Origin of the sequence: Alicyclobacillus fodiniaquatilis (genome assembly GCF_042678105.1) — a bacterium.
Lineage (GTDB): Bacteria > Bacillota > Bacilli > Alicyclobacillales > Alicyclobacillaceae > Alicyclobacillus > Alicyclobacillus fodiniaquatilis.
In genome coordinates this window covers 1-26,613 of record NZ_JBHUCX010000087.1, presented here as the reverse complement: position 1 = coordinate 26,613, position 26,613 = coordinate 1, and the positions used below count along the sequence as shown (strand labels likewise).

Here is a 26,613-nt window from a genome sequence, read left to right as displayed (position 1 = left end):
ATCGGACGATCCGACCCTTGTTACCCAAATTGTTCAAGACCTTAATTCCAAGGATACATCAAGCCTTTATAATTTGATGCAAACCTCTGGATATGACTTACACGATATTGATGTGAGGCTAAAATCGTACCCTGGATTAACGTTCCCCTTGTTGTTTATAAGTAGAAGTGGGCACATGTATTTCGAAACGAATGCTCAGAATGGAACTGGACTTAATATCGATGGAACTCCGCTACAAAAGTTTCTTCAGACGGTAAGCATTTCAAATGCTTCTTAAACAAATGGGCGCAAATGCGCAAGAAGCACCTCACTCAAAATCCGGATAAATATGCAATGAATCGTATACCGGATGGTATATGACTTTAATTGTTGCGCCAAAACCGTCGGTTCAAAGCACTAGCACGCATTAAGTGAGGAATTGGGTATACAACTTTGTCTTCTGTGATCAAAAGCATGATTCGACATCAAAGCACAATATAAAAAAGGGGTTCCTGGAATATATCCGGGAACCCCTTTTCATCGTTACAGGACGATTTGCATTAAATGTTCGGAATTTCGATGTCGACTTCGCGACGCAGTGCTGCCGAACGCAAAATTCCATCAATGATGGCTTGGTTGCGCAGAATTTGCTCGCCAGGGATTGGTGCTGGTTTGCCTTCTTTGATTGCGTCGATAAAGGCATAGACCTTTTCGTGGAAGAGGTTCACTCTGTGCTCTTGCAACGGAATCGGGCTTTCGGTGTGATGGCCTTGAATGTCGTGGAACATGGTGATGGAACCGACACGACCGTCCCAGACGCCGCTCCAAGGTCCTTGACCAGCCGGCAACACTTTCAAACCAGCGTCGGTGCCCAAGAAGAGGGTTGGGCCGAGTGAATCCATGTGCATTGCCCAAGAAATTTTGAAATTGAGCACCACATCGTTTTCAAAACGCACCATAGCAACCCCGAAGTCTTCCACATCGAATTGATCCGCTTGTGGATGATACAGCGGGTTTGTGCCAAAGTGATTGGAAGAATACGCAGAGACCGTGAGCGGTTTTGGATAACCAAGCGCATTGAGCGCCATATCCAATGAGTAACAGCCGATGTCGGCCAATGCGCCTGCGCCAGCCAAATCTTTGCGAATAAATGTGCCGCCTGGCATACCGCGACGACGTCCGCCACCTGTTTGGACGTAGTATACCTTGCCGAGTTCGCCGGATTGAACCAAGTTTTTGAGCAGAACCATGTTTGGATCATAACGAGGTTGGAACCCAACGGTCAGCATTTTGTTGTTGCGCTTGGACGCTTCAACCATCTCAATGGCTTGTTCCAGCGTAACGGACATCGGTTTTTCCACCAACACATTTTTGCCAGCGTTGAGTGCATCCACAGATGTCTGATGGTGCGCTACGTTTGGTGTACATACGCTCACGCCATCCAAATCTTCTTCCAGCAATTTACGATGGTCTTCGTATGGTTTTGCTGAAGTCAGGCCCATTCTATCGATGAATTCTGCCGCTTTGCCTGGAACGACGTCTGCAACAGCAACGATTTCAACGTCGTCTCTCGTCTTATAAGCATTTACGTGTGCTGCCGCGATACCGCCACTGCCAATAATACCAATTTTCAATGTTTTCGACATGATCAGTTCTCCCTCAATTCATATTCAGTGTTTTACCAAACACTCAAGTTAAGAAACGTTCGCTTTGGCGATACATTTTCTTGAACTGCCCAGGGGTAAGACCAATTTTCTTTTTGAACACGTTGTATAAATAATTGCTGCTGGAAAATCCGTGCTGCTCGGCAATTTGCTCAAAGCTTCTATCGCCTTCGATGAGCGCACGACAGACATGAGACAAGCGGATGTTTTCCAAGTAACTTTTGAACGATCCGCCGCCATGCTGTTCAAAAATTCGCTGCAGTTGACGCCCGCTGATGTGGAGTCTTTCAGCCACTTCATTGAGCGTGATGGCGTTTGCGTAGTTATCTTGAATAAACTGCGTCGCCATCTGATAGCGGTACGTGTTCATATCCCGCTGTGGAATATCAAATGGCCCTTGACTGTCAGAAGCATTTTGCACAGTTCTCAACATAATTTGGATGATGGCGTTCTTGATGGTCGTATACGCGCCCAATCGATTTTCATACCATGCGCGATAGGCCGTGAGAAACCATTGCATCGCATTATATTGATCTACCATGGGCACGGGTTGAAGCGCATTGAGTTGCTCGATGCACTGTTGTGCCTCCTGGCATTCTAGCTGTGTGCCCCATTTATCCACCTGTGCAGCGGCAGGTGAAGCGTCAGGGATACTCTGTATATCAATGTGAAGGCACAACTCATTCATTGGTTCGTACTTGTCACATTCTTGATAATGGAGTACCCCAGGGCCCGTTAAGTAAAACATTCCCTCATGAAGGTTATGCTCCTGGTTGTCCAAAATGACTTTCCCTTTCCCTCGCGGGATAAAGTGAAATTCATAATCGGAATGTTTGTGAAAACCCAGGACTTGTCCTGCTTGGAATTTCATCAGGTGACAATTCAGCACGCGAATGCCGTAATTTCCCCAAGCAAAAGTCAAATCCAGCCTGTCCAGCGCAAAGCGGTTCTCTTCCAGCAACTGAAAGGCGAACGGGACCGTGCTTCCCTTAGAGGAAAATCCTTTGGCATTCAAATCACTTTTGGTCAACTTGATGACCCGCCTTTCAAATCAGCGGTTGAGATCCTCCAAGCGCACGGCTTGGTTTTGTTGGACGGACAAATTGGACGCTTCCATCAATCGGGTTAAATCAAGTGCAAGTGCGATGTTCTCATCGGCAGTTGTGTTGTTTTTGATATGGTCAACCCATTGCTCATAGGCCGATGGCGCCTGCGGCGGTTGTTCCTGCACTTTCCACTCTTTTGCAGCTTCTTCACCTTGTTTTGTGGTGCGCAGCAACAATTTATCATCTGGGAATCCATATAAAAGTGTACCATCTGTACCATGCACTTCAATACAGAAAGGAGAAAACGCATTCACAAATCCAGCTTCAACAATACCGAGAGCGCCGTCAGCATATTTCAGGACGGACACTGCGTTGTCTTCCACTTCTTTGCCTGTGATATGCCCGTAGTGTGCGCTTACACTTTCTGGCACACCAAGCAGCAACCGCGTCAGATACATTGGATGGCAACCGAGATCAATCAATGCGCCGCCGCCACACTCTTCGAGATGGAAGAAACGGTCTGGCAACCAACCACCTGTCGCTCCGTTATGCGACAGACGGACACGCACAAGCGTCAGTTGTCCGAGCAGTTCTTGACGCAGGATCTCTTGAATAGCAAGTGTGTAACGGTCATTCAAGCGAGGCAGCGAAACGGTCAATTTGACGTTGTTTTTTGCGATTGCATCTAAAATCTCATTGCATTCTTTCAAGGTAGACGCAATTACTTTTTCTGTGAAAATATGCTTTCCAGCTTGTGCAACCTTGACCATGACGTCGCGGTGCATGTTGGTCGGCGTCGTCACAATGACGCCATCGATGTCCTTTTGTGCAAGGAGCTCATCAAGTGACGCATAAAACGGGACAGAAAGCGCTTGCGCTTGCTTCTCACCACGCTCGGAATCTTCATCCCAGAGCGCTACAATTTCAGTATCCGGATGTTTTGTAGCCTGTCTGGCATAATCTCCAGCGTGTACGTGCCAGTAACTTAATAAAGCTACTTTTAGCATGAAGGACTCACTCCTTAGGTGTTACTATGAACTTACGACACAAACTAACTTTATCACGATATGATCCACGTTTTTAATTAGATTATGTGACGAATATAGTGTGAAAATACGACATGTTGATGGGGTCGGTCAAGTGATTCTACTTGACGTGGTGCATTTTATCTTCGAAATGAAGAGCAATCGGCTGTGGTGAATCTAGCAAACGCGGCAAAGAAATTGCGACGTGGAATCTATGAAAAAGCGGACGGGCTGTCTCAAATAATGGCTGGAAATAGAGACAGCCCACCGTAAACGAATGGCGTCATTCCAATGTCAAAAGTATCGAAAATACAGCGTTTATTGCGCGTCGAGCAGGAGGATGATGACGCGGGCCGGTCCATGGACGCCGATGCTTTGATCATTCTCGATGTCAGACGAACGGCTCGGTCCGCTGACAAAGTGGATGGACGCCGGCACCTGGTCTGGCGCGGTCTCACCCAGCTTTTGCACATCAGCGAACACTTCGCCCAAACGCAAGCGAATTTGATCCGCCGTCATCACGACCAGATGCACGGCTGAAATCAGATGCACGCTGCGCCCCTGATCTTGGCTGCTCATCATGACCAATGTGCCCGTATCGGCTATCGCGTAAGCGCAACTGGTAATGCCGACCTGCACACTTGCAAATTGCGTCACCGTGCTTTCATCCCAGCGGATGGCGTTCCACTTCTGCAGAACATCTTCTACATCCAGCGGCCAATCTGCCGCTTGTCCCCAGGCGCCAATCAAGTCGGCGCACAGTTCCTGCAGGCATGCTTCCAAACCGTCTTTTAACGCCTCTACAGAAGCGAATGTCTGAATCTCGCCGCCCAATGCTGAAAATTGCTCGACAAACCGGGCGGTACAGGCCTCTTGTGTCATTGTTCGATCCGCCCAAAATTCCGGCACGCCAACGACTTCCCGCGCTGTCGGCGGGGCGCCCGGTTGGCGCTGCAAACGATGGGCGATATTTTGCAAAAACTCAGTTTTGTCGATGGGAATCGCCCCCCTGTTGTAATGTGGGCCACAAGTCACGGAATGATTTTTTGGCCACAGACGGAAAATCACGGCTGGCCGTCCATCCGGCGAGTGGACCAATTTTGGCGCGGATCTTACCGTCTTTCACCAAAGGTCCCTGGAACGTGCGGGCCATCCGCAGCGCAAAGTGGTAACGTCCAGGTTTGGCAAACATCTGACGATATCCATTGAATGCCATCCGCTCCAATGGTTTGCCGTGGCCAGATGCCACCTGCCGCTGTCTTTGGTGTACCAGCATGTCATGCAGCGGAATGCGCACAGGGCACGCTTCGTAGCAGGCACCGCACAGGCTTGAGGCGTAGGGGAGATCGCTGTATTCTTCGCCGCCGGCCAAGAGGGGGGACAAGACTGCCCCGATTGGGCCTGGATAGACAGAGCCATACGCATGGCCGCCAATTTGTCGATAGACTGGGCAGACGTTCAAGCAGGCGCCGCAGCGAATACAGTGGAGGATGGCTTGAAACTGCGGATCTCCCAGTTGCTTTGAGCGGCCGTTGTCCAAAATGACCACATGCATCTCCTTGGCGCCGTCGTGATCGAGCGCGCGCCTTTGCCCTGTAATCATGGACATGTAGGTGATGACATTTTGGCCTGTGGCGCTTTTGGGCAGTAGATGGGCCATCACCTCCAGATCGCTCAAGCTGGGGAGGATGCGCTCCATGCCCATGACGACAATGTGTGTTTGCGGCAGATTCATCACCATGTCCGCGTTTCCCTCGTTGGTGAACAGCACGAGTGATCCCGTCTCAGCGATGCCGAAGTTGCAGCCCGTGATGCCGATATCCGCCGATAGGAACTCTTCGCGGAGCTTCTGTCTGGCGAATGCAGTCAAAGCGGATGTCTCCGTTGACAGGTTGGTCGCGCCGGCCGCTTCGAACAAGTCACGGATTTGCGCTCGATTTTTGTGAATTGCCGGGATAATAATGTGTGATGGCGTCTCATGGGCAAGTTGGATGATATACTCACCCAAGTCCGTTTCGACAATTTGTATCCCGTCAGCTTCGAGATGATGGTTGAGGTGGATTTCTTCTGTAACCATCGATTTGGATTTGACGATCTTTTTCGCGTTTTTGTCCTGGACGATTTTTCGCACCGCGCGCATCGCTTCTGGCGCGTCTTGCGCCAAATGCACGTGTACACCCAACGTCTCCAACTTGTCGATGAACGAACCCAAATAAGCATCCAAATTGGCGATGGTGTGCGCGCGAATCGCCTCACCGCGTTTGCGCCAAGCTTCCCACTGGCCGAACGTCTCTGTCACAGCCTGTTTCTTGTTGCGCAGCCTATCTGTCGTAAAGCGCACCGCTGTGCGCAAGAATTCGTCTTGCATCGCATTTTCTGCGCGGTTGATGACAGTCGTAGCATGGCCGCCTTGTCGCAATTGTGTCATGCCAAGATCTCCTTTCCGTTGCGGATACCTTCATCCAACAGCTCGGCCAAATGCATGACGCGTACAGGTGAGCCCGTTCGGTTTAAACGGCCGCCGATGTTCATCAGGCAGCCCATGTCTGTGCCGACAAGCACATCTGCTTGCGTCTCTTTGACGTGCTGCGCTTTTTCATCGACCATCGCGCCTGAAATGTTGCCCATCTTCACGGCAAATGTGCCACCGAAGCCGCAGCAGTCTTGCGCATAGGGGAGATCTACCATTTCCATATCGCGGACATGATGCAACAAGCGTCGCGGCTCGTCTTTGACGCCGAGTAAACGCGAACCATGGCAGGATGGATGATATGTCACGGTATGGGGAAAGCGGGCGCCCAGGTCTTCCACCTTGAGGACATTGACGAGAAATTGCGAGAATTCATAGACTTTATCCGCAAGTTGATTCGCTTTGTCGCGCCATGGTGTGTCAGCGAACAGTTCGGGGTAGTAATGGTGAATCATGCCGACGCAGGAGCCGGATGGGCTGACGACCACATCCGCGTCTTCAAATGCGCGCAAAAGCGTCGTGCCAACGTCGCGAGAAACGTCGCAATAGCCGCTGTTAAAAGAAGGCTGACCACAGCAGGTTTGTTCGGGCGCGAATGTCACTTCGCAACCATGCGCTTGCAAAATTCGGGTCATGGCGACGCCGACATTCGGAAAGATGCTATCGACGACACAAGTGATGAACAAACTGACTTTCATATCATCTCGCCTCCTGACAATTGGGTTGAAACGTGCTGAAGATGTTGCTGCATGGCCTGCATTGCGGCGGCGCCATCTTGTTGTAGAATGGCGTCGTAAATCATCTGATGCTGCTCAACCAGTCGCGCATCTTCGCCAGGGATGCGGTACAGTGCCAGGCGACTGGCCAAAAGCGCAGATTGAATGCGTTCAGCAATCGTATCCATCAAGGTTTGCATGTATGGGTTCTGCGATGCTTTGGCGATGGCATAGTGAAACTGCCAATCGGCCTCTTCCCCAAGCTCGGCCTTCCCCAAATCACGTTGCATGGCGTCGAGAATGCTGTGCATTTCCGCCAAATGCCCTTCACTGCGCCGTTGTGCAGCATAGCGGCTGGCGCCTGTTTCCACCCAGATGCGCAATTCCAGCAATGCGTGGACATCCCGTTGCGCCAGTATTTCGAGCCGCTGAACGCGATTGGCGACTTCGTTGGCATCAAGTGGAGCGACAAACGTGCCGTCGCCTTGCCGCACTTCGACCAGGTGCAGCACGCGCAAAGCGCTTATGGCTTCACGCACGGCTGCCTGACCGACGCCAAGTGTGGACGCAAGCGATTTCACAGAAGGCAGGCGGCTGCCGGGCGCAAATGTGCCATCGAGAATAGCTTGTTTGATCCGCTCAATCACCAATTCATATGTTTTTGCCTGTTGGACTGGGAGTAATGACATGATGGCCCCCTTCGTGCTGTAAATACATTCATTTGTTTGACTAGAGCATATAAGACCGAGTGATTAAGTCATCTGATGTCTAAAGGATAACATTGGATGAGCATAGGTGCAATGGTTTGGGGAATAGGAGTGGAATTTACAGGCGCACACGATTGGAAATGGGGATATATTCCTTACTCTCAATTGGTAAATGGCTGGCAGGCAATAGGATAATCTAGTAGGATAGAAGTGAGGGAGGAGGAATAACGTTGCATATTCTTTTAATCATACTCATCGTACTACTGGCTTTGATTGCGCTTTTACTGTGTGTGGTCGCAGCGGTTATTCTGATGGCCTTTCTTGCCATTCAGCCGCTTCTCGTGCAGTTGGGCAAAATCGCCGCATTGATTGAGGGGTTTCATTGGTTTGGCAAGCGGCGAACCCTGCGAAAATAAGGTGCGCCGCTTGCCTTCCTATTTCATCAACATGTCCGTGTCATAGTATGGCGATGTCTGTCGGTCGTCTTGCTGTCCTTCAAGAACATTTCAGAGTCTTACTTGATATAGCGTCTTGCACCAATATATTTTGGGCCCCAGTAAGAATTTGAGATGCTATCGAGAGAAACGCCATTGTCTTCAGCGTCGACCATCATGCCGCCGCCGATGTAAATGCCGACATGTGATGCACCTGGCGCATACGTGCTAAAGAAAACAAGGTCGCCTGGTTGTAAATCACTTTCACTTACGGGCACGCCAGAAGCGAATTGTTCTTCCGAAGTGCGGGTGATGGATACACCAAAGTGCCCCAGCACATACTGTGTGAACCCAGAGCAATCAAAACCAGACGGACTGGTACCGCCCCAGACATATGGGGTTCCCATAAAGGATTCTGCGTAACCGACGATGCCGCTTGCACTCGCACTGACCAATGATGCTTGCTGTTGGGCGACGTAAGACGGGTTTGCGGCTTGCGTTTCCGCTGCCAATGTCTCAGCCTTAATCGCTTGAATTTGGGACTGTGTCAAGGAAATCTGGCTTTCCAGTTCACCTTGTTGCGCCTGTCCTGACTGAATTCTGGATTTAATTTGGGTCAGGTCATGCTCGCGGGATGCTTTGATGGTGCGGTCAGTTGCTTGCAGGCTCAGCAGTTGCGTTTTTACTTTTTTCTGCTGGTTTTCTGAAGCCTTCACGGCATTCTGTTTGGTCACCAGAGACTGTTTCAATTGTTTGACCGAATTGACAACATTGTTTTGCGCATTGGAAACGAGCGTCATATTGTAAATTCTAGAGAGTAAATCTTGAAAACTGGTCGCATGAAATAGAACAGCTAGATACGGAACATGACCATCTTCGTATTCAGTGGTCAATAACTGAACGAGTTCATCTTGTTTGGCAGTCAGTTCCTTCTGATTTTTAGCCAGTTGGATGGTCAAGGTCTTTTCACGAGACTGCAGTTGCGCCATCTGCTGGTTGGTTGTGTCGATTTGCAAACTGACATTGTGCAGCGCGTCGTTATACGAATCAATGGCGTTGGTGAGCGCCGCCGCTTTAGCCTGGTTCGATTGAATCTGATTTGACAAGCTGGACGCTTGACTCTGCAAATCCGACAACTTTTGATTCTCATCTGACAACGAGTCTGCTTGAACAGTCGGTAGGGTAAAGGTTAAAAGGGCCATTGTACTGACGGTTAAGGAAGCAAGTTTCACTTTAAAATTCATCTTTTTCCTCACAATCAATATGTCTTTCAATAATGTCTTTCGACAGGTGATGTTCCTAGCGGTCATGATTCGACAAAAAAATTTGTTTCCCTGCCGCACTCAAAAAAATTCCTGAGTATGTGCTGATGATGACGCTTCACATGAGGGATGCGCCATGCGATGTCGAGGGTGAAAAATCGCGGAAAAAACGCTTAACTCTCTATAAAAAGATTCGATTGTCTACAGATTTTTTGTCCGTGTTTGTGAAATTGAAGATGACATCTGAAGTAGAGCGCGATGTGTCATGTGCCCCACACGGGCAGCAGCAGGAAAATCTCATTCAATATGAATCACTGCCGTCGGCGTGATCGAATCGAACACGCGATTTGCTGGTTGTCTACATTCATATCGCGTGGCGTAGAAGGATTCCTGCTGACCGTCTATAATGGCTACAAGATGGAAAATGGAATTTTACCAACGTTAAACGATAAAAATTCAGATACAAAGGTGGTTCGACAGTTGTCGACACAGGCTGAAGTGATTGTAATTGGCGGCGGCGTCGTAGGCGCGGCAGCAGCGTATCAACTTGCGCGTTCGCAAGTGAAGGTGACGTTGATTGACGCGGATCACACTGGAAAAGCGACAGCGGCAGGGGCTGGCATTGTTTCACCAGCGTCCAGTTTTTCGCCGCCTGCGCCTTATTATCCGCTCTCTTATGCGGCAGCCTCACACTATCCCAAACTCATCGCCCAGTTGGCGGAAGACGGCGAAACGGACACGGGTTACGAGGTGGTTGGCGGTCTGTACGTGGCGGCAAATGAAGAAGAAGCGCAGCGGCTTGTGCTCGTCGAGCGGCTCTTGCTGGAAAGGAAGATGGCTGGCGCACCAAATCTAGGGACCATTGCCCGTCTAGATGCTGCTGAAGCCAAGGCGTATTTTCCCGCGCTTGGTGAAATCACAGGGGCCATTTACATGTCAGATGCAGCGCGCCTCAACGGCAGGTATTTATGCAATGCGCTCAAACAGGCAGCCATCCGTCGCGGCGCGAATGTTGTGCATGGCGAAGCCAGAATTGCGTGTAGCGCTGGACGCGTGTCTGCTGTCCATGTCGACGATGACGTACTGACCGCCGACGCCGTCATGATTTGCGGTGGCGCGTGGTCCAACCAATTTGGCGCGGCAACAGGCATCGACATTCCGATCACGCCGCAAAAAGGTCAGATTTTGCATCTGCAGATGGCGCAGCGCACAGATAAGTGGCCCATCATTGTCGGGTTCCACTCCCACTACATGTTGACTTTCCCAGAGCATCGCGTAGTCGTTGGCGCAACGCGGGAAACAGGCAGTGGCTACGACACGCGGGTAACGGCATTGGGCATGCAGGAACTGCTGCGCGAAGCACTGCGAATCGCCCCTGGACTGGGGGCGGGGAGCATTGCCGAGGTTCGCGTTGGACTGCGCCCGGCGAGCCCCGACAATATGCCTGTGCTCGGCGCCATTCCCAGTGTCGATGGATTATATGTAGCCACGGGACATGGCGCAGGAGGACTCACGACGGGGGCGTATTCGGGGATTGCGGTCGCTGAGCGCATACTTGGGAACCAACTTATTGATTTGGCTCCTTTTTCTGTCGCTCGATTTTCCGCGCGATGAACACCATCAACAGAAAAGCAAAAATGCTGCCGACGACATAAAGTAATCTTTTTAGTTTGCTGCCTTTTGCGTCACCTTGACAACCGAGGCGGATATCCAGATAGTCCTTTTCCGCTCGACTATCATGCAGGCGCACATGCACGTCGTTCGTGTCTGCGAACATATGCGCCCGGAAGCGATGCAGATTGGTGACTGGTTTATCAGCGGGCACGTCAAGTGTTCCCTTGCGAGTGGCTTTGGTTCCAAACATGCGCTTCACCTCTTTTGGTTTTGTCATGGTTTGATGAGATATGGCCGAATAAACACAGAAACCTCCGTTGGCACGCCAACGGAGGTTCATTGCTCTATCATGCGCTTGCGAAGTTAGCTGACGGATTCGGACTTCTGCATGTCCTACCAGAAACATCTGGATTCACCCCAAAATATCGGTTCCCCCGCTTCCTTGCGGAATTCAGCGAGCACATATGAAGTTTAGTAACTTTATGTTAACACACACGCATTCAAGCGGCAAATCTTGCCGTTCTGGTCGATCACGATGGCGTGCGTTTATCGTCTGGATGTTCTTGAAGCGTGTCCACACCAGGAAACAAATCGCCGATCAGATGTTTGCGCAACAGTGACTTGATGCCAATCAGCAGGACAGGGCCGATGAAAATCCCTGTGAATCCGATGATTTTCATGCCGACGTATAGGGCAAAGAGCGTGGACAAAGTGTCGAGACCGACGTTGTTGGCCGTCAGCTTTGGCGTGATCATATGCACAATCAACAGGATGATCACTTGAATCAGCAGCACCTTGATGCCCAGTGATGTGTCCCCCATGGCAAAGCTGCCTATGGCCCAGGGAATCGTGATGATGAATGAGCCAATGAAGGGGATGATGGCTGCAAGACCGAACAACAGGCCCATGATGAAGGCGTCCGGGATGTGAAGTATCCACATGGCGATCATCGCCAGTGCGCCAGACATCGCCATCAAAATCAGTTGCACGCGAATGGTGGCGACAAAAGCCCGTATCATGTCGCGAATGGTGGCAGAGATTTTTCCTTCCCAACCTGGAGGGAGGATCTTTACAAAACTATGGTACATGGCTGTTCGATTGATGAGCATAAAGTAGGTGGCAACGAGCGCGATGCCAATGATGAACAGCCAGTCAGGGAACTCTGTCACAAGGTTGAGTAGCACGTTTGCAAATAGCTGAATCCAGTGCTCGATGCCGCTTAGTGAATGCACCGCTTGATTCTGAATCTCGGCAGCCACATGCGGCGGCAGATGACCCAAAAACAGCGCCTGTAATTTCGTCGGATGCTCAATCCAGTCTTCGAGTTGTGCGAAGTACGGCGCAAGCGTGCTGGAGAAGGTCGTTGCTTCGTTGGCGATGGCAATGGCTGCGAATGTACAGAGCAACGCCAAGATCACAACAGATCCAAGCATGGAGATGAGCACTGACGCGATGCGGGGGAGACCAAGGCGTTCAAGCAGGCGGACAATCGGCAAGAACACGACAGCCAAGAGCGCAGCCAGGACGAATGGAACAATATATTTGAAGACGAAAGCGAAGATGACCAGAATGAGCACTACAAGCAAGAGTGAGCCGACAATTTCCAACAGGCTGCCCATGTAGTGTTGAATTTTTAATTCTTTTTCGGATTTACCCATGCATAAACTCCCTTCATAACTTGAAGCAGCCAACGGTTTGGCTGCTTCAGCTAAAATCCTGATTCTATAAAAGAATATTTGTGAATAAACTGCTACCTTGTGCAACGTCATGAGGCGCTTGATGGACGCAGTTGGTCATGATGATCCTGATGGCGTGCGGCAGGCGAACTGCGCGGTGGGTTGTTGTGTACCTGAACGCGTGTCTGTCCGACGGCGCAACTGTTTTTGAATGCATTAAGAATAGCATATTTATCACCATTTGGGTGGATGAGGAGAAGGGGGAATCTGTGCAGAAATCACAAATGATCACATGTTCTATGACCTTGTAGTGGAATGAGATTTTACTTTTCAGAGCTGAGAATGAGTGTTATGCTTAATCGTATATAGTATGTAGTCCAACAGCGTTGAAGACAAGGGGTGGGACACTGGTGAAATTTGCAGCCCAAGAGAATCTAGTTCCTGGTACTTCTTTTCGTGAAAAGGTTGAGAATCTTCGGAAATTTGGTTATGAAGGCGTGGAACTGCGCGGGGATGGTTTGGCATCACGTGTAGACGAAATTCGTTCGACACTGAATGAAACCGGTATCACGGCGACCTGTATATGTGGCGGATTTAAGTTCGGTTTGTTGTTCCCGCAGAAGGAAGATAGGTTGCAATCTCGTGAAGAAATTAAGCAACTATTATCATTGGCCGCGGAGGTTGGCGCAAAAGATGGAGTGATTGTGGTGCCGATTTTTGGCAGTCCGCAGTTGCCGGATTTGACACCTTGGAAAACGCCATTGGAAATGGAAGAAGAGCTTCTGGTCGAGCAGCTTGGCGAACTGGCGGAGTATGCAGGGCAACAAGGGACCAAGGTTATCCTGGAGCCTTTAAATCGCTACGAGACGCACTATATCAATCGCTTGGAGCAGGCGGTGCATATTTGCGAACGGGTAAAATCGCAACACATGACGATATTGGCGGATTTCTTTCATATGAGTATTGAGGAGTCCGATATCGCCAGTTCCATCCGGAAGGCTTCGGACTGGATTGGATATGTGCATTTGGCTGATTCCAATCGGTTGCTGCCTGGGTTGGGCCACACTGACTTTCGCTCCGGTTTTGCGGCGCTCAAAGAAAGCGGATACAAGGGGTGGATGTCGCTGGAGTGCGGCGTGCCTGGGGATCCAGCCGAAACACTTGCCGCCAGTCGACGTTTTATGGCTTCTCAGCTCTAAAATACGACGAATGACAAGGGGAGATTTCGATAATGGCACTAAATATTGGATTCATTGGCGTCGGTGGAATTTCTGAAGTGCATCTGCGCAACATCACAGGGATGGACGACGCGCGTGTAGCCGCGATGTACGATGTAAATCCGCAGCGACTGAATGAGATGGCGAGAAAATACGACGCCGTTGGGTATACGGATTTAAACCAGATGCTGGACAGCGAAAAACTGGATGGCGTGTATATCTGTGTTCCGCCATTTGCCCATGGCGAACCGGAATTGACTGTGATTGAACGCGGTCTTCCGATGTTGGTGGAAAAACCAATTTCCGTTGCGCATGAGCCGGCGGATCAAATTCTAAAAGCCATCCAAGAAAAGCAGTTGTTGACCTCTGTCGGCTATCACTGGCGCTATTCTCGGGCTTCAAACATCGCCAAAGCGACGCTGGCTGGAGAAACGCCAGGTATGGTGTTGGGCTATTGGCTGGGCGGGATGCCCATGGTCGGCTGGTGGCGGCAGATGGACAAATCGGGTGGCCAAATGGTGGAACAAACTACGCACATTGTCGATTTGGCGCGTTATTTGCTTGGAGATGTAAAAGAAGTCTATGCAGTGTACGCCCAACGTGAGATGCAGAGTCTCGTGGATGGTGTAAGTGTACCTGATGTCGGCAGCATCACCTTGCGTTTTCAAAGCGGTGTAGTCGGCACCATCTCGAACACCTGTCTGCTCAATCAAGGTTATACAGTAGGTCTACACGTGTTGACGAGAAATGTCATTCTTGAGGTGGACAGTGACAGCGTAACTGAGCGACGAGCGCTGGAGACAACGATACATCGCAATCAAACCAACCCCTATTACGAAGAAGATGTCGCTTTTTTGAAGGCGATTCGCACCTCTGATCCAACCTGCATTCATTCCAGTTATCAGGATGCGTATGAGACGCAAAGGGTAACTGCGGCGGCCAATGAATCCGCTGAAACTGGGAAACCAGTCCTGCTTTAGCACTTGAGATCAACTCCGCGACACATCAGACATACTTTAGTTGATAGAAAAGAACATGCACGATGCGGCTTGTACCAGCAGCTTGGTGAATGATGTATCGTGCATGGCGTGGGCCCAAGGGCCAACTCTATATCCGGATATAACAGCGATGATGTGTCCGGATGTTTTTATATCCATAAGTAATAAAATGTATTTTTATGCATTTTGAAGAAGTTAACTGTAGGGAGGGTTAGCCAATGGCGACGGTCGTACAACAAAATGAAAAGCAGTTGCAGGCCAAACGTGACACATGGCGGCGGATGAAGAAGAACAAGTCCATCTATCTGTTTATTTCGCCGTTTTATATTCTGTTCGCTGTTTTTGGGCTGTTTCCCATCGCTTTTTCGTTTTTTCTGGCCATGCAGAATTGGGATGGGCTGAGCGCTATGAAATATGTCGGGTTCGAAAACTTTGAACTCGTACTGACAGACGGACAGTTTTGGCAGTCGGTGCTCAACACGTTTATCATTTGGGTTGAATCTACCATCCCGATGCTGTTCTTCGCGTTGGTCATCGCTTTTCTGCTCAACTCAGCGTTTGTCAAGCTGCGCGGCTTTTGGCGCTTCACGTTCTTTTTGCCCAATGTCACGTCCATTGTGGCAGAGGCAGTTCTGTTTGGCGCATTTTTCCAAACCAAATTCGGTATTCTCAACTGGGTCTTTGAAAAACTTGGCTTTGGCGCTGTCGATTGGTTGGACACGAATTTTTGGTTGCAGATTGCCATCGCCATCCTGATTATCTGGCGGTACACAGGCTACAATGCGATTATTTATCTTGCTGGCTTGCAAGCGATTTCAGATGAGCTTTACGACGCGGCCAAAATTGACGGCGCTTCGACGAGACAAATCTTTTTCCGGATCACCGTTCCGATGGTGCGTCCCATCATTCTGTTTACGGTCATCATGTCGACCATCGGCGGCATGCAGGTTTTTACAGAGCCGCAGATTCTCACCAATGGTACCGGAGGACCTGGACACGGTGGTGTTACCATGGCGCTATACCTGTACAATGAAGCGTTTGGCACGCACTTGTTTGGCTATGGCGCGGCCATCGGCTGGTTTTTGTTCCTCATCATCCTCCTATTTTCATTGTTTAACTCTTTGTTGGTCAATCGGATCGCAAAATCGTGAGGAGGGACTCCTATGCAGAAGACAGTTGACAGTAAAGGCTTTTCCTTGGCAAAGGTTTTACTTTACATCTGCCTATGTATTTGGCTGATATTTTCTGTGTTTCCATTTTATTGGCTGATTGTCATGTCCACACGCGGGACGTCCAGTATTTTTTCCTATCCTCCGAAATTGCTGTTTGGCCATATGTTCGGAACAAATCTTCATGATTTGCTTGCGGCCATACCGTTCTTTCAAAGTATGTGGAACAGCTTGTTGGTCGCTGGTGTCAGTACCATTTTGACCTTGTTTTTCACTTCGTTAGCTGGTTTTTCGTTTGCGAAGTTTGATTTTCCCGGGAAAAAGCCGCTGTTCTGGGCTTTGCTCGCAACGATGATGGTACCCGGACAGATGAATCTCGTTCCGATGTTCACCATCATGAAAACGCTTCACTGGGTGGATCACTTGACTGCCTTGATTGTCCCAGGTTTGGCCAGCGCATTCGGCATCTTTTGGATTAAGCAGTTTTCGGAGTCATCCATCCACGATGACCTGTTGAACGCTGGGCGGATCGATGGCTGTAGCAACTTTCGTCTCTACTTCAATGTAGGGTTGCCTATCATGCGTCCTTCTTTGGCGGCGCTGGGTATCTTTTTATTCATGGGTGCTTGGAACGACTACATGTGGCCTTTGGTCGTCTTGAACACGCCCTCTCATTACACGTTGCAAGTCATGTTATCGACGTTGAACGGAATTTACACAGAAAATTACGGCATGGTGATGGTGGGCACGTTGATTGCGGTGCTGCCGTTAATCATCCTTTTTGCGATATTCAGTCGCAAAATCATGGGATCTGTCGCCATTGGTGCGGTCAAAAGCTGATGGTCATCTGAATGCGTCGATGCAAGATTATCAAGCAAAGTGAGGGGAAGGTTATGAAAATATCTCGAGTGGCAGCGTCTGCACTTACTTTGGCCCTGACCCTAGGTACTGTGGGTTGCGGACAGGCCTCGAACAATGCCAATGGAAAGAAGATCACCATCACATTGTGGTATTGGAATCAGTCGCTGAGTGATCAAATTCTGGCGCAAGTCGACAAAGCATTTCCAAATGTCCATTTTGTTGCAGAGAAAATTGGCGGCAACTTCGAGTCCAAGTTGATTGCCTCCCTGTATGCAGGGGACGCGCCAGATATCACGGGCATTAACTCTGCCGATTTTGTTGCGACCATGGTCAAAGACCATAACCAATTTGTAAACTTAAATCAATACCCAGAGGTTCGCGAAGCGCAGAAAAATTACTTAGGATGGAAGTGGAACCTGGCATCCACGCCGGATCACAAGTATCAGGTGGGGATACCCATTGATACTGGCCCGGAGGTCTTGTACTACAACACTCAACTATTCAAAAAAGCAGGGCTGCCGACGGATCCTGCGCAGGTGTCGGAGCAGATGAAGACGTGGAGTGACTATCTGGCAGCAGGCAAGCAGATGAAGGAGAAAACCGGTGTTCCGATGGTTGATGATTTGACCACCATCTACCAGACGGCGCTGAATCAAGGGAAAACCAACTACTTTACGCCGAATATGACACCCATTTACGCGACGAATCCAGTCGTAAAAAATGCTTGGGATTTAGTTATCCAAGCTCATCAGGAAGGTCTGTCGGCAAATATCGCAGAGGGAACCACATCCTGGAGCGCGGGATTGAGCCACAATGGATTTGCTTCATTTATTGGCGCCAGTTGGGAAGTACCGGATCTAGAGCAAGGTGACACGCGCAAAGGTGTTTGGCGAGTTGCGGCAGCACCGGGTGGCCCCTCCGACAATGGGGGATCGTTTCTTGGCGTGACAAAAGACTCCAAGCACCCTGAATTGGCTGCGAAAATCGTGTTATGGATTCTAGATGCGCAACATCAAACGGAAATGTACCCGTCATTGGGGCTGTATCCTTCCACCCCAGCTTCATTTCCACATTTGAATCAGCCGAATGCGTACTTCGGCGGCGAAAATATCAACAAATATTTCGCAGCATGTGATAAACAAATCAAAATCGCGTTCCAAAGTCCTTACGACAGTACGGTCAATGGGTATTTCACACAGCAAGTATCTTTGATTGACAGCAGCAATAAGAATCCAGAGGTTGCTTGGAAAGACGCCATCAACGAATCGAATTCACAGATGAAGCGTATTCTCGATTAGGCAAGGGCGACCGCCAGGCGAAGTGTGACAACACACCGCGCGTGGCGGTTTTTTCGTATGGACTGGAAGAAAAAATGCACTAGAAACCGTGTCCCTGTTCTCAAAATCCAACCAGCGACTTTGTTGTGACAGCGTCCCAACATGTGAATTAGTTTTTGAGAATCCGCCTCATTTCCGCTTTTGATTCGTTAATCGCATCATTCCATGCCACTTGCGCATTTTTGTTGCTATCATCAATCAAAGAAAGCTGTTGTGTGAAGTTTCCATTGATTGTACTGTCATACGGACTCTGAAAAGCGATTTTGATTCCCTTGTCCGACGCTTCGAAGTACTTATTGATGTTCTCGCCGCCGAAATATGGATCCTTTTCATTCAAATGCGGGAAGGACGCCGGTGTCGAGGGATATATCTTGTAATCATCCCACATCTTCGTCTCGTTTTGCGCGTTGTTTATCCATAATGCAACTTTTGCTGCGAGTTCTGGATGTTTCGTATCCTTGGTCACACCGAGAAATGAGCCGCCATTATCCGATGGGCCACCTGGAGACGCAGCGATTTTCCAGACGCCTTTTCTCGAATCTGAATCCTCAAGCTTGTGCAATTCCCAACTTGCACCGACAAATGTAGCAAATGCGTTGTGCGCTGTACCAGCGCTCCAACCAGTCGTTCCGTAAGGAAGATTTGCTGACAGTCCATCCTTGTGAAATTCCACCGCCAGATTCCAAGCATTTTTCACAACTGGGTTCGTCGCATAAATCGGTGTCATATTCGACGTAAAGTAATTGGTCTTTCCTTGGTAGAGCGCCGCTTGATAGATAGTAGAAAGATTGTCGACCATCGGTACGCCTGTTTTTTCCTTTACCTGTTTACCTACAGCAATATAGTCGTTCCACGTCTTAAGCAGCTTCGACACCTTTGCTGGATTTGTCGGCAATCCTGCTTTTTTGAATACTTGCGTGTTGTAGTACAGGACGACAGGACCAGTATCAATGGGGATGCCAACCTGATACTTGTGATCCGGTGTCGATGCCAAATCCCACTTCCAAGTTAAGTAGTTCTTCTTTGCTGCACGTATTTCCGGGTATTGGTTCAAATTGACGAATTCATCGTGATCTTTCACCATCAAAGCGATAAAGTCGGCAGAATTGATGGCCGTGAGGTCAGGCGCATCCCCGGCATACAGGGCAGCAATCAGCTTTGATTCAAAGTTCCCCCCGATATTTTCAGCGACCAAATGAACGTTCGGAAAGGCTTGATCCACTTTTGCCAAGGTAGCTGCATCCAACGCTTGCCCCCAGTACCACACCGTCAAAGTGATTTTATGATTTGAACCACTTGAAGAAGTTCCACATCCAGCCGTGCCTAGAGCAAGAAAAAAAGCCAATGCAGATGCTGTCAGTGCGCGATATTTCATGCGTCTTTCACCTCAATTTTCAATTGATTGGATGCGCTCTTGCATATTCAGTTGCCTTAACTTTTGATGGCGCCAACTGTGACAGAGCCCATAATTTTACGACTGAATATTGCAAAGAGGATAATCAGCGGAATCACGCCGAGCAACGTCCCCATCATGACCATTCCGTAATCCGTCGTATACAGTCCGTTTAGCGTCGATAGCATGACTTGCAGTGTGTAGTGAGAGGGGGTGTTCAAAACGACCAATGGCCACATGTAATCGTTCCAAGACCCCATAAACAGAAAGATGCCTAACGCTGCCAAGGATGGCCGCATGACAGGTAATGCCACGTTGAAGTAGAGACGGAAGATACCACAGCCATCAATGCGCCCAGCGTTTAACAAATCATCGTGGATAGACGATTCGGAAAACTGTTTGATCCAAAAGATGCCGAATGCGCTGACCAAACCTGGGACAATCAAAGCGACCAAATGATCCGCCCAGTGAAATGTCTTCATGATGGTGAACATCGGCACGATATTCATTTGCCCAGGCACCATCATCGTTGCGAGCAAGAGCCAAAATAACGGCTTCTTTCCCGGAAAATGAAATTTGGCGAAAGCAAACCCCGCTAATGAAGTGAAAAACAAGGTCAAAACCGTACCGATACAAGCGACGAGAAAGCTGTTCCACATACTTTGAAAGAATGGAATGGCCGCTAATAGATCCCGGAAGTTCTTCCCTAGCATGTTGCCGAATAACAAGTGTGGTGGATATGCAAAAATGCTTGACGTGCCACGAGTCGCCGCTACAAGCAGCCAATAAAAAGGAAATATCGAGATGATCAGCCAAATGCACAAGAACAGATAGAGGCCGAGTTTCGGAAAGGAGAAGCCTTTACTGTCAATTGATCTTTGCATTGAAATCCCTCCTTACGATTTTGCGATCCGATTGACTAATAGAGAATTAAGCAACGAGAAGGCGATCACGATGAGGAACAAAAACCAACCAATGGCTGCGCCGTAACCAAACAGATGGGAGCCAAAAGCCTCGTTATACAGATAAAGCGCCATCGTCACACCACCGTGTCCTGGGCCACCTGTACTGTTGGTGAGAACCTGCGATTCTGTGAAGGTTTGCATGCCGCCGATGGTGGACATGATCACGGTGAATAAGATGATGGGTCGCATCAGTGGGATGGTGATCCGGAAGAAAATTTGGCTTGTCGATGCGCCATCAATTTTCGCCGCCTCGTACAGTTCCTCTGAAATCGCTTGCAGACCAGCCAAGTAAATGATGGAGTTGTATCCTGTCCAGCGCCAAATGATCAGAATAGAGATGGAAATCTGCAACCAAAAATTCGAGTTGAGCCAATCCACTGGGCTTAAGCCGAATTTTTCGAAGATCCAATTCAGAATGCCAAATTTCGTTTGGAAAAATGTTCCGAACAAGACAGCCTCGGCGACAAGGGATGTGACATTGGGCAGGAAAAATGTAAACCGCCAAAAGCCGCGAAATTTGACAAAGGCCGAATTGAGTAGAAATGCGATGACGAGTGCCAAGAATAACTGTGGAATGGTAGATTCAACCCAGATAATCAGTGTATTGAGAACAGATTGCCAAAACTGTCCGTCGATCAGCACAAGTTCAAAATTTTTGAAACCAATGTACTGCATCGGGCTCAAGCCGTCCCATTTCTGCATGGCCAGATAAAATGAAAAGGCAATGGGGAACAGGCCAAAGATGGCAAAGAGAATGTAAAATGGAGAAATGAGCAGATAAATGATTTTGTTCTTTTTGATCTCCCGCCATGTTTCCCCTTTTGTTTTCAATGGTTTTTTGGTCGACGGTCGTACGATGGTCGCCATTGTTTGCCCTCCCCGTGGCTTTATGTTTTCATCCAACTCAAAGTGGATATCTTTTAAAGCGCATTAAATGGCTACTGCTAACATGTCGTTGTACAGGTACAAATACACAAAACGATGACCATCAGAAGAAGTTGCCCTGGATGTAAACGCTATCATCAAATTGTGGTGTTTTGCGTGGAAGAATTGCTCGAAATCCGTCTTGAAATGAAGGGAACCTACTTCATCCAGTTGCCTCCTCTGATCGACCATTTAAACCTGTTTCTTGTATAGGACATACCACGTGAGGCAGCGTCAACCGCAATGAACTTGTTTGCTGTTTCTCAAATGCGCGGTATGGCAACTTTCACCTCCTGACCATGAATACGTTTTAAATGACTGCATCCAATACTCCGAATCCGCATTCAACATAAGTATGAGGTATTATCATTGGAGTATAGCGATGCTCACTAGCAAAGTCAACAATCCATTTTGAAGCATCAGAATATTTGATGCAAAGTGAATGAAAGCTTGGGCTTAATTTGATGCAGTGTACGACGTTGCTCGAATTCCCTTATCAAGCGCTGATTCTTTGTAGAATGAGGCTCGAAATCGCGACCAATGCCCAGGTGCAAAGCCCCATCAACAAAGGGCGATATCCAGTTTTCAGCAGTGCGCGGAGGTTTGTATTCAGTCCAATCGCTGCAAGTGCTACAGAGATGAAGAATTGACCCACTGCGCTGATGATGGGGCCACCTGTCTGGCCAAAAACATGGAAGGTATCCAGTGCCGACATCATGACAAAACCAACGATGAATAAAGGGAATTTGATTTTTACGTTATTCGATCCGCTCGTTTTTTTATGGAAGATGGAATGGATGGCGAACCAAAGGCTGATTGGGATGATTGCCAGTGATCTGGTTAGTTTTACGACGGTGGCATATTGACCTGCTGCATGTGAAAATGAGTATCCGGCGGCAACAACAGAGGATGTGTCGTTAATGGCGGTTCCCGCCCACGTGCCAAACTTGATTGAAGAAAAATGAAAAATATGACCGATCAGTGGGAAGAGAAAGACCGCAATCACATTAAACGTGAATATCGTCGATATGGAATAAGCGATATCTCCCTCTTCAGCGTCGACAAGCGGCGAGATGGCAGAAATCGCCGAAGCGCCACATATGCTGGTGCCTACGGTAATCAAGCGCGTCAAGTTTCTTGGTAGATGCAACAATCTGCCAATGATGGTTCCGCCAATCAGCGCGATCACCAATGAGCCAATCATCACCCAAAACGACTGCATGCCTGTTTTCCATACTACAGCGAGATTGAGATTTGCGCCTAACAAAATAATGGCGAATTGCAGTATGCGCTTGGCTGTAAACGACACGCCTATCTCTGCATTTGGAATGCGTCCGAGTAGAAGATTGAAGAGAATGCCCAGCAAAATGGCGACAATCGGCGCTCCGACAACAGGTGTCAGGTGCCCAATGTACGAGGCGGCAACGGCAATGACAACTGCCATTGCGAAACCTGGCAATACGTCCATTAGATGTCGGAGACGTTCGAGTGTGAACATGAGAACAGTTCCTCCTTGAAGTTTGATTTAAGGTATTACCACGTACATATCTTATGACTATGGAAGTGTAGTGTATAATCAGGAAAATTTAGTATCATGATAAGAGACCCTTATCGTTGCTTTTGTACAGCGCTGAATTACATTTGCATCACTAGATCATTGGGGGCGAAGGATTGGTGTCCTCGGTACAGTTCACTTCATCTATACCACTTTAAATATTCTGATGTTTCGGGAGGAATGGTTGACTTTGCTGAGGGGCTTCGATACAATCCACTGGTATTACCTCGTACTTATGTGAACGTTTTACTTTGAAGAAATCGCTTATTTTGAATCATTCAGGAGGGATTGATTATGTCAAAACGTTATCGCATTGCTGTCATAGGAGCTGGCGACATGGCGGGGAACCATGTGAGAGGGTGGATTGCAGCTGGCCATCACGTCGTCTCTGTTACAGATATAGACCAAGCGCGTGCTAAGGAACTCGCGGAGCGTTATAACGTGCCGAATGTCTACGCGGATCATCACGAGGCGCTTGAGGATGCGACTGTCGACATCGTCTCTGTCTGTTTGCCCCTCAAATTTCATGCCCCTGTGACTGTTGATGCTGCAGCGAAGGGGAAACATGTGTTCTGTGAAAAACCGTTGGCAAGTTCCCTTGCAGATGCAGAAAAAATGGAAGAAGCGATTCGGAAAGCTGGCGTACAGTTCGGCATAGGTTTTCAGCGCAATTTTGCCAAAGGTGTATCCACTGTCAAGCAGTGGGTGGAGGAAGGGAAATTTGGTCGTCCGCTCGTGTTTAATTCCGACTTGTTGCAGGAAGTGCGGCCTAAAGTGGCCATGCATGACAAAAACGGAAATAAAGGGCCGTTTGTCGATGCTTGTTGCCATTACTTTTACATGTGGAACACCGTTTTCCAATCACAGCCGAAGCGTTTGTACGCCAGAGGCGGCATTCTTGGCAAAGACAGGCCGGAAATCGCACATTTCAAGGAACTCGCCATTGATACGGGCGTGGTCATCGTTGAATATGAATCGGGCGATATCGGGACAATGACGGTTTCGTGGGGATTGGCCAAAGGAACGCAATTGCGCGGTCATGCGGATCGGATCATGGGACCGTGCGGTGGCGCAGAAGGTGGATTTAACCATTTTGGCTCAGACATCCATATCGATCTCTTCGTCGGTGACAATAAAGAATCGGTCGTGATCGAGAAAGAAGATCTGTTTGAGACGGAGTTAAAACTGTTTGCGGATGCCATTGAAAAGGGTGAGCAAGCGCCGGTAGGTTTTACCCAAGGGAAAGAGATGCTGCGGATGTCTCTTGCGGTGCTCGAATCGATTGAAACTGGGAATATTATCGAATTTTAACGTAAAGGCAACTTGCGCGATGGTCCCATCGATAGAACCATGAGCGCATGTCAGTTGGGCGTCGCGCATGGCGCGCAATGGCTCGATTTATCTAGAAATCTACCATTCTGAACTTGGCGTGTGAAAAGAGGAGAAGATCATGATTCGGTTTTCAGCGCATTTGGAAATGAATTTCGGTTCAGCGTATTCCTTTGCAGAACGGTGGCAAAGCGCGGCCCACAGCCAGTTTCAGGCGTGTGAATTTGTCTGGAGACAACATGGGTTATCAGAAGTGCTGGCGCTGCGAGAAAAAAACCAAATGGCAATCACTTGTTTGGGGGGCACGACCGGATTTGCGGTGGATGGCGGTCGTCCGTTGCTGACCAGACCCGAGGACCGCGAATGGCTGGTTCGGGACGTACAGGAGGCAATCGACTACGCTCAACAGATAAATTGTCCGAATCTGGTATTCGTTCCGGGCAATTTGCATTCGGATTGGTCGATTGAACGTCATCGCCAGGAGGCAGTCAATTCGTTTAGCGCGGTTGCTCCACTCTTGGAAGCGGCAGGCGTGACCGCCGTGCTCGAACCGCTGAACAGCAAAGTGGACCATCGTGGCATATATTGCGACACTTCCGCAGAAGCCTTCCGCATTGTGGAGCAGGTAGGCAGTAAAAATGTCAAAATACTGTACGACATCTATCACATGCAGATTATGGAAGGGAACTTGATTGACACGATTCGTGCCCATCATGCGTTGATTGGTCATTATCATGTGGCACGTGTTCCTGGACGCAATGAACCGCTTGGCGGCGAAGTGAATTTGCCGGCGGTGTTGCAAGCGATTGAAGAAACTGGGTATCAGGGGTTTGTCGGAATGGAGTATAGTCCAACCGGTGAAACGATAGAATCCTTTAAGCAGTTAAGGGAAGCGTATCCGGCGTCTTTTGGTTGATAAGACGTGCGTTCTAATTAAGCTTTTGTTGAGAGAGACACCATCCTCGGCGTGGGTAAGTGGCTGTCTGGTGCAGCGTTACCAGCCATGCATTCAGTGGATAACGTGGTCATAAAGCGTATGATAGCTTTAAATGCCATGGTTTCGATGGTTCAAGATAACAGCAATAAGTGCATAAACCGCTGGGGCAGATGGATTGAAATTCATCTGTCCTTTATTACGAGACGAACGCCAAAGGATTGTTCGCACAGTTGTGGGTTCAGTTGCTTAGAGAGAATCACTGGAAGCATAACACACACCTCCTATCAAATTGGGAGCAGCTGAACCGTGCCAAAAACTATATCAGCCATCATATTAATCGAGAGATCATACTCGATGATTTGTCATCGATTGCGAATATCAATAAGTATTACTTATGCCGACTGTTTAAAAATGCATTCGGAATGACCCCCATTCAATATCACGTAGCCATCCGCTTGGAAAAAGCGAAGCAGATGGCTTAAAAAAGCAATTTGGGTTAAATCATTGTCGAAAATAGATAAATATATTCCCCCTGAAAAGGCTTACAATTCTCTATAGAAGCAATTAAAATCAAGGCGATAGCAAACGAGGAGAAGAGTGATGTATACATTCAATGGTCTAGATATGGGCATTGGCAATTTATCAGATGCGCCGTAAAAGCCCTTGCTTTAGCTATGGGGATATAAGGCGCTCGCCGTTAGGCGAAATGTCTTTTAACGATCAACTAAACGTTAGATGACATAGTCGTATCTAACTTGTTTTGGTAAGATGTTTTTGGGTGATCGCAATGAGTAGAGACGTCGAATCGAAATGTCACATTTGACTGCAAGTACCATGTTGTGTTTTGTCCGAAATACCGGAGAAAGGTGCTTGTAGAGCCCGTTGAATCACGTTTGAAGCAATTGTTAATACAGAAGGCGACAGAAATCCAGACCGAAATCGTTGAAATGGAAATCATGCCTGACCACGTTCACCTTCTCATCAAGTGTGATCCACAATATGGGATACACAAGGTCGTCAAACAACTCAAAGGGCACACTTCGAGAGTCCTTCGTGATGAATTCAGACAGCTAAAGAGTCGGTTGCCTTCTCTGTGGACCAATTCATACTTTGTTGCCACCGTAGGGACTGTTCAACTCGATGTGATTAAGAAATACATCGAAGAACAGAAATCGAGGTGATCGTATGAGGAAAGCGTACAAGTTCAGGCTCTATCCAACCAAGGAACAAGAGGGTCGAATTCAGTTCACGGTAGAACGTTGTAGGCTTCTGTATAATCGCCTTCTTGATGAGCGCAGAGTAGCCTACGAGACAGCGCAAACGACACTGAACTAC

26 protein-coding genes, 1 pseudogene and 1 riboswitch are annotated in these 26,613 nt (G+C 48.6%); of the genes and pseudogenes, 13 read left to right on the top strand and 14 right to left on the bottom strand.

Features of this window, described 5'->3' with window-relative positions:
* On the top strand, positions 1-277 hold a 277-nt coding region (locus tag ACFSB2_RS21110; RefSeq protein WP_377945089.1), incomplete at its 5' end, for a hypothetical protein.
* Positions 278-539: 262 nt separating this feature from the next.
* Here ACFSB2_RS21110 and ACFSB2_RS21105 read toward each other — a convergent pair.
* The 7 genes from ACFSB2_RS21105 to ACFSB2_RS21075 all read right to left on the bottom strand — a co-directional run bounded on the left by ACFSB2_RS21105 (position 540) and on the right by ACFSB2_RS21075 (position 7,589).
* Complete coding sequence (locus tag ACFSB2_RS21105) at positions 540-1,625, bottom strand: Gfo/Idh/MocA family protein (protein ID WP_377945088.1); 1,086 nt, start codon at positions 1,623-1,625, stop codon at positions 540-542.
* A 43-nt stretch (positions 1,626-1,668) separates the two neighbouring features.
* Positions 1,669-2,673 (bottom strand): AraC family transcriptional regulator, encoded by a 1,005-nt coding sequence (locus ACFSB2_RS21100; RefSeq protein ID WP_377945087.1) that lies wholly within the window; start codon positions 2,671-2,673, stop codon positions 1,669-1,671.
* Positions 2,674-2,694: 21 nt separating this feature from the next.
* On the bottom strand, positions 2,695-3,696 hold the full coding sequence (locus ACFSB2_RS21095) for a Gfo/Idh/MocA family protein (RefSeq protein ID WP_377945086.1): 1,002 nt from the start codon (positions 3,694-3,696) through the stop codon (positions 2,695-2,697).
* A 336-nt stretch (positions 3,697-4,032) separates the two neighbouring features.
* Positions 4,033-4,623, bottom strand: coding sequence for a LutC/YkgG family protein (locus tag ACFSB2_RS21090; RefSeq protein WP_377945085.1), 591 nt, complete (start codon positions 4,621-4,623; stop codon positions 4,033-4,035).
* 73 nt (positions 4,624-4,696) lie between these two features.
* Complete coding sequence (locus ACFSB2_RS21085) at positions 4,697-6,142, bottom strand: LutB/LldF family L-lactate oxidation iron-sulfur protein (RefSeq protein ID WP_377945084.1); 1,446 nt, start codon at positions 6,140-6,142, stop codon at positions 4,697-4,699.
* Positions 6,139-6,882 carry a (Fe-S)-binding protein gene (locus ACFSB2_RS21080; RefSeq protein ID WP_377945083.1) on the bottom strand — a complete coding sequence of 248 codons (744 nt, stop codon included), beginning with the start codon at positions 6,880-6,882 and terminating at the stop codon, positions 6,139-6,141. Before ACFSB2_RS21080 ends, ACFSB2_RS21085 begins: the two co-directional genes overlap by 4 nt.
* Positions 6,879-7,589, bottom strand: coding sequence for a FadR/GntR family transcriptional regulator (locus tag ACFSB2_RS21075; RefSeq protein WP_377945082.1), 711 nt, complete (start codon positions 7,587-7,589; stop codon positions 6,879-6,881). Before ACFSB2_RS21075 ends, ACFSB2_RS21080 begins: the two co-directional genes overlap by 4 nt.
* Positions 7,590-7,837: 248 nt before the next feature.
* Here ACFSB2_RS21075 and ACFSB2_RS21070 point away from each other — a divergent pair, with 248 nt between their 5' ends.
* The gene (locus tag ACFSB2_RS21070; protein WP_377945081.1) at positions 7,838-8,023 is read left to right on the top strand and encodes a hypothetical protein; all 186 of its coding nucleotides are present in this window, start codon (positions 7,838-7,840) and stop codon (positions 8,021-8,023) included.
* Between the two features lie 98 nt (positions 8,024-8,121).
* Here the strand turns inward: ACFSB2_RS21070 and ACFSB2_RS21065 are convergent, their stop codons facing one another.
* On the bottom strand, positions 8,122-9,285 hold the full coding sequence (locus tag ACFSB2_RS21065) for a C40 family peptidase (RefSeq protein ID WP_377945080.1): 1,164 nt from the start codon (positions 9,283-9,285) through the stop codon (positions 8,122-8,124).
* A gap of 498 nt (positions 9,286-9,783) precedes the next feature.
* Here ACFSB2_RS21065 and ACFSB2_RS21060 point away from each other — a divergent pair, with 498 nt between their 5' ends.
* On the top strand, positions 9,784-10,917 hold the full coding sequence (locus ACFSB2_RS21060) for an NAD(P)/FAD-dependent oxidoreductase (RefSeq protein WP_377945079.1): 1,134 nt from the start codon (positions 9,784-9,786) through the stop codon (positions 10,915-10,917).
* Here ACFSB2_RS21060 and ACFSB2_RS21055 read toward each other — a convergent pair.
* Positions 10,871-11,167: a hypothetical protein gene (locus tag ACFSB2_RS21055; RefSeq protein ID WP_377945078.1), complete on the bottom strand. Its 297-nt coding sequence runs from the start codon at positions 11,165-11,167 to the stop codon at positions 10,871-10,873. The genes ACFSB2_RS21060 and ACFSB2_RS21055 overlap by 47 nt on opposite strands.
* A gap of 87 nt (positions 11,168-11,254) precedes the next feature.
* Positions 11,255-11,384, bottom strand: a riboswitch (cyclic di-AMP (ydaO/yuaA leader).
* Between the two features lie 63 nt (positions 11,385-11,447).
* Positions 11,448-12,575 (bottom strand): AI-2E family transporter, encoded by a 1,128-nt coding sequence (locus tag ACFSB2_RS21050; protein ID WP_377945077.1) that lies wholly within the window; start codon positions 12,573-12,575, stop codon positions 11,448-11,450.
* 428 nt (positions 12,576-13,003) lie between these two features.
* Here ACFSB2_RS21050 and ACFSB2_RS21045 point away from each other — a divergent pair, with 428 nt between their 5' ends.
* The 5 genes from ACFSB2_RS21045 to ACFSB2_RS21025 all read left to right on the top strand — a co-directional run bounded on the left by ACFSB2_RS21045 (position 13,004) and on the right by ACFSB2_RS21025 (position 18,136).
* Positions 13,004-13,792, top strand: a complete 789-nt coding sequence (locus ACFSB2_RS21045; RefSeq protein ID WP_377945076.1) for a sugar phosphate isomerase/epimerase family protein — start codon at positions 13,004-13,006, stop codon at positions 13,790-13,792.
* Positions 13,793-13,824: 32 nt separating this feature from the next.
* The gene (locus ACFSB2_RS21040) at positions 13,825-14,790 is read left to right on the top strand and encodes a Gfo/Idh/MocA family protein (protein WP_377945075.1); all 966 of its coding nucleotides are present in this window, start codon (positions 13,825-13,827) and stop codon (positions 14,788-14,790) included.
* Between the two features lie 236 nt (positions 14,791-15,026).
* Positions 15,027-15,959: a carbohydrate ABC transporter permease gene (locus tag ACFSB2_RS21035; protein WP_377945074.1), complete on the top strand. Its 933-nt coding sequence runs from the start codon at positions 15,027-15,029 to the stop codon at positions 15,957-15,959.
* A 12-nt stretch (positions 15,960-15,971) separates the two neighbouring features.
* A complete protein-coding gene (locus ACFSB2_RS21030) occupies positions 15,972-16,817 on the top strand; it encodes a carbohydrate ABC transporter permease (RefSeq protein ID WP_377945073.1) in 846 nt (281 codons plus the stop codon).
* Positions 16,818-16,870: 53 nt separating this feature from the next.
* A complete protein-coding gene (locus ACFSB2_RS21025) occupies positions 16,871-18,136 on the top strand; it encodes an ABC transporter substrate-binding protein (RefSeq protein ID WP_377945072.1) in 1,266 nt (421 codons plus the stop codon).
* 148 nt (positions 18,137-18,284) lie between these two features.
* Here the strand turns inward: ACFSB2_RS21025 and ACFSB2_RS21020 are convergent, their stop codons facing one another.
* The 4 genes from ACFSB2_RS21020 to ACFSB2_RS21005 all read right to left on the bottom strand — a co-directional run bounded on the left by ACFSB2_RS21020 (position 18,285) and on the right by ACFSB2_RS21005 (position 22,955).
* The gene (locus ACFSB2_RS21020; RefSeq protein WP_377945071.1) at positions 18,285-19,550 is read right to left on the bottom strand and encodes an ABC transporter substrate-binding protein; all 1,266 of its coding nucleotides are present in this window, start codon (positions 19,548-19,550) and stop codon (positions 18,285-18,287) included.
* A gap of 56 nt (positions 19,551-19,606) precedes the next feature.
* On the bottom strand, positions 19,607-20,452 hold the full coding sequence (locus tag ACFSB2_RS21015) for a carbohydrate ABC transporter permease (RefSeq protein WP_377945070.1): 846 nt from the start codon (positions 20,450-20,452) through the stop codon (positions 19,607-19,609).
* Positions 20,453-20,464: 12 nt separating this feature from the next.
* On the bottom strand, positions 20,465-21,400 hold the full coding sequence (locus tag ACFSB2_RS21010) for a carbohydrate ABC transporter permease (RefSeq protein WP_377945069.1): 936 nt from the start codon (positions 21,398-21,400) through the stop codon (positions 20,465-20,467).
* 553 nt (positions 21,401-21,953) lie between these two features.
* Positions 21,954-22,955 carry a YeiH family protein gene (locus ACFSB2_RS21005; protein WP_377945068.1) on the bottom strand — a complete coding sequence of 334 codons (1,002 nt, stop codon included), beginning with the start codon at positions 22,953-22,955 and terminating at the stop codon, positions 21,954-21,956.
* A 351-nt stretch (positions 22,956-23,306) separates the two neighbouring features.
* Here ACFSB2_RS21005 and ACFSB2_RS21000 point away from each other — a divergent pair, with 351 nt between their 5' ends.
* The 5 genes and pseudogenes from ACFSB2_RS21000 to ACFSB2_RS20980 all read left to right on the top strand — a co-directional run.
* The gene (locus tag ACFSB2_RS21000; RefSeq protein ID WP_377945067.1) at positions 23,307-24,323 is read left to right on the top strand and encodes a Gfo/Idh/MocA family protein; all 1,017 of its coding nucleotides are present in this window, start codon (positions 23,307-23,309) and stop codon (positions 24,321-24,323) included.
* A gap of 139 nt (positions 24,324-24,462) precedes the next feature.
* Complete coding sequence (locus ACFSB2_RS20995; protein WP_377945066.1) at positions 24,463-25,257, top strand: hydroxypyruvate isomerase family protein; 795 nt, start codon at positions 24,463-24,465, stop codon at positions 25,255-25,257.
* A 239-nt stretch (positions 25,258-25,496) separates the two neighbouring features.
* On the top strand, positions 25,497-25,760 hold the full coding sequence (locus ACFSB2_RS20990) for an AraC family transcriptional regulator (RefSeq protein ID WP_377945065.1): 264 nt from the start codon (positions 25,497-25,499) through the stop codon (positions 25,758-25,760).
* 327 nt (positions 25,761-26,087) lie between these two features.
* Positions 26,088-26,459, top strand: a pseudogene (gene tnpA, locus ACFSB2_RS20985) (IS200/IS605 family transposase); the annotation flags it as partial.
* A gap of 4 nt (positions 26,460-26,463) precedes the next feature.
* Positions 26,464-26,613: helix-turn-helix domain-containing protein (locus tag ACFSB2_RS20980; RefSeq protein ID WP_377945093.1), on the top strand; the 150-nt coding region annotated here is incomplete at its 3' end.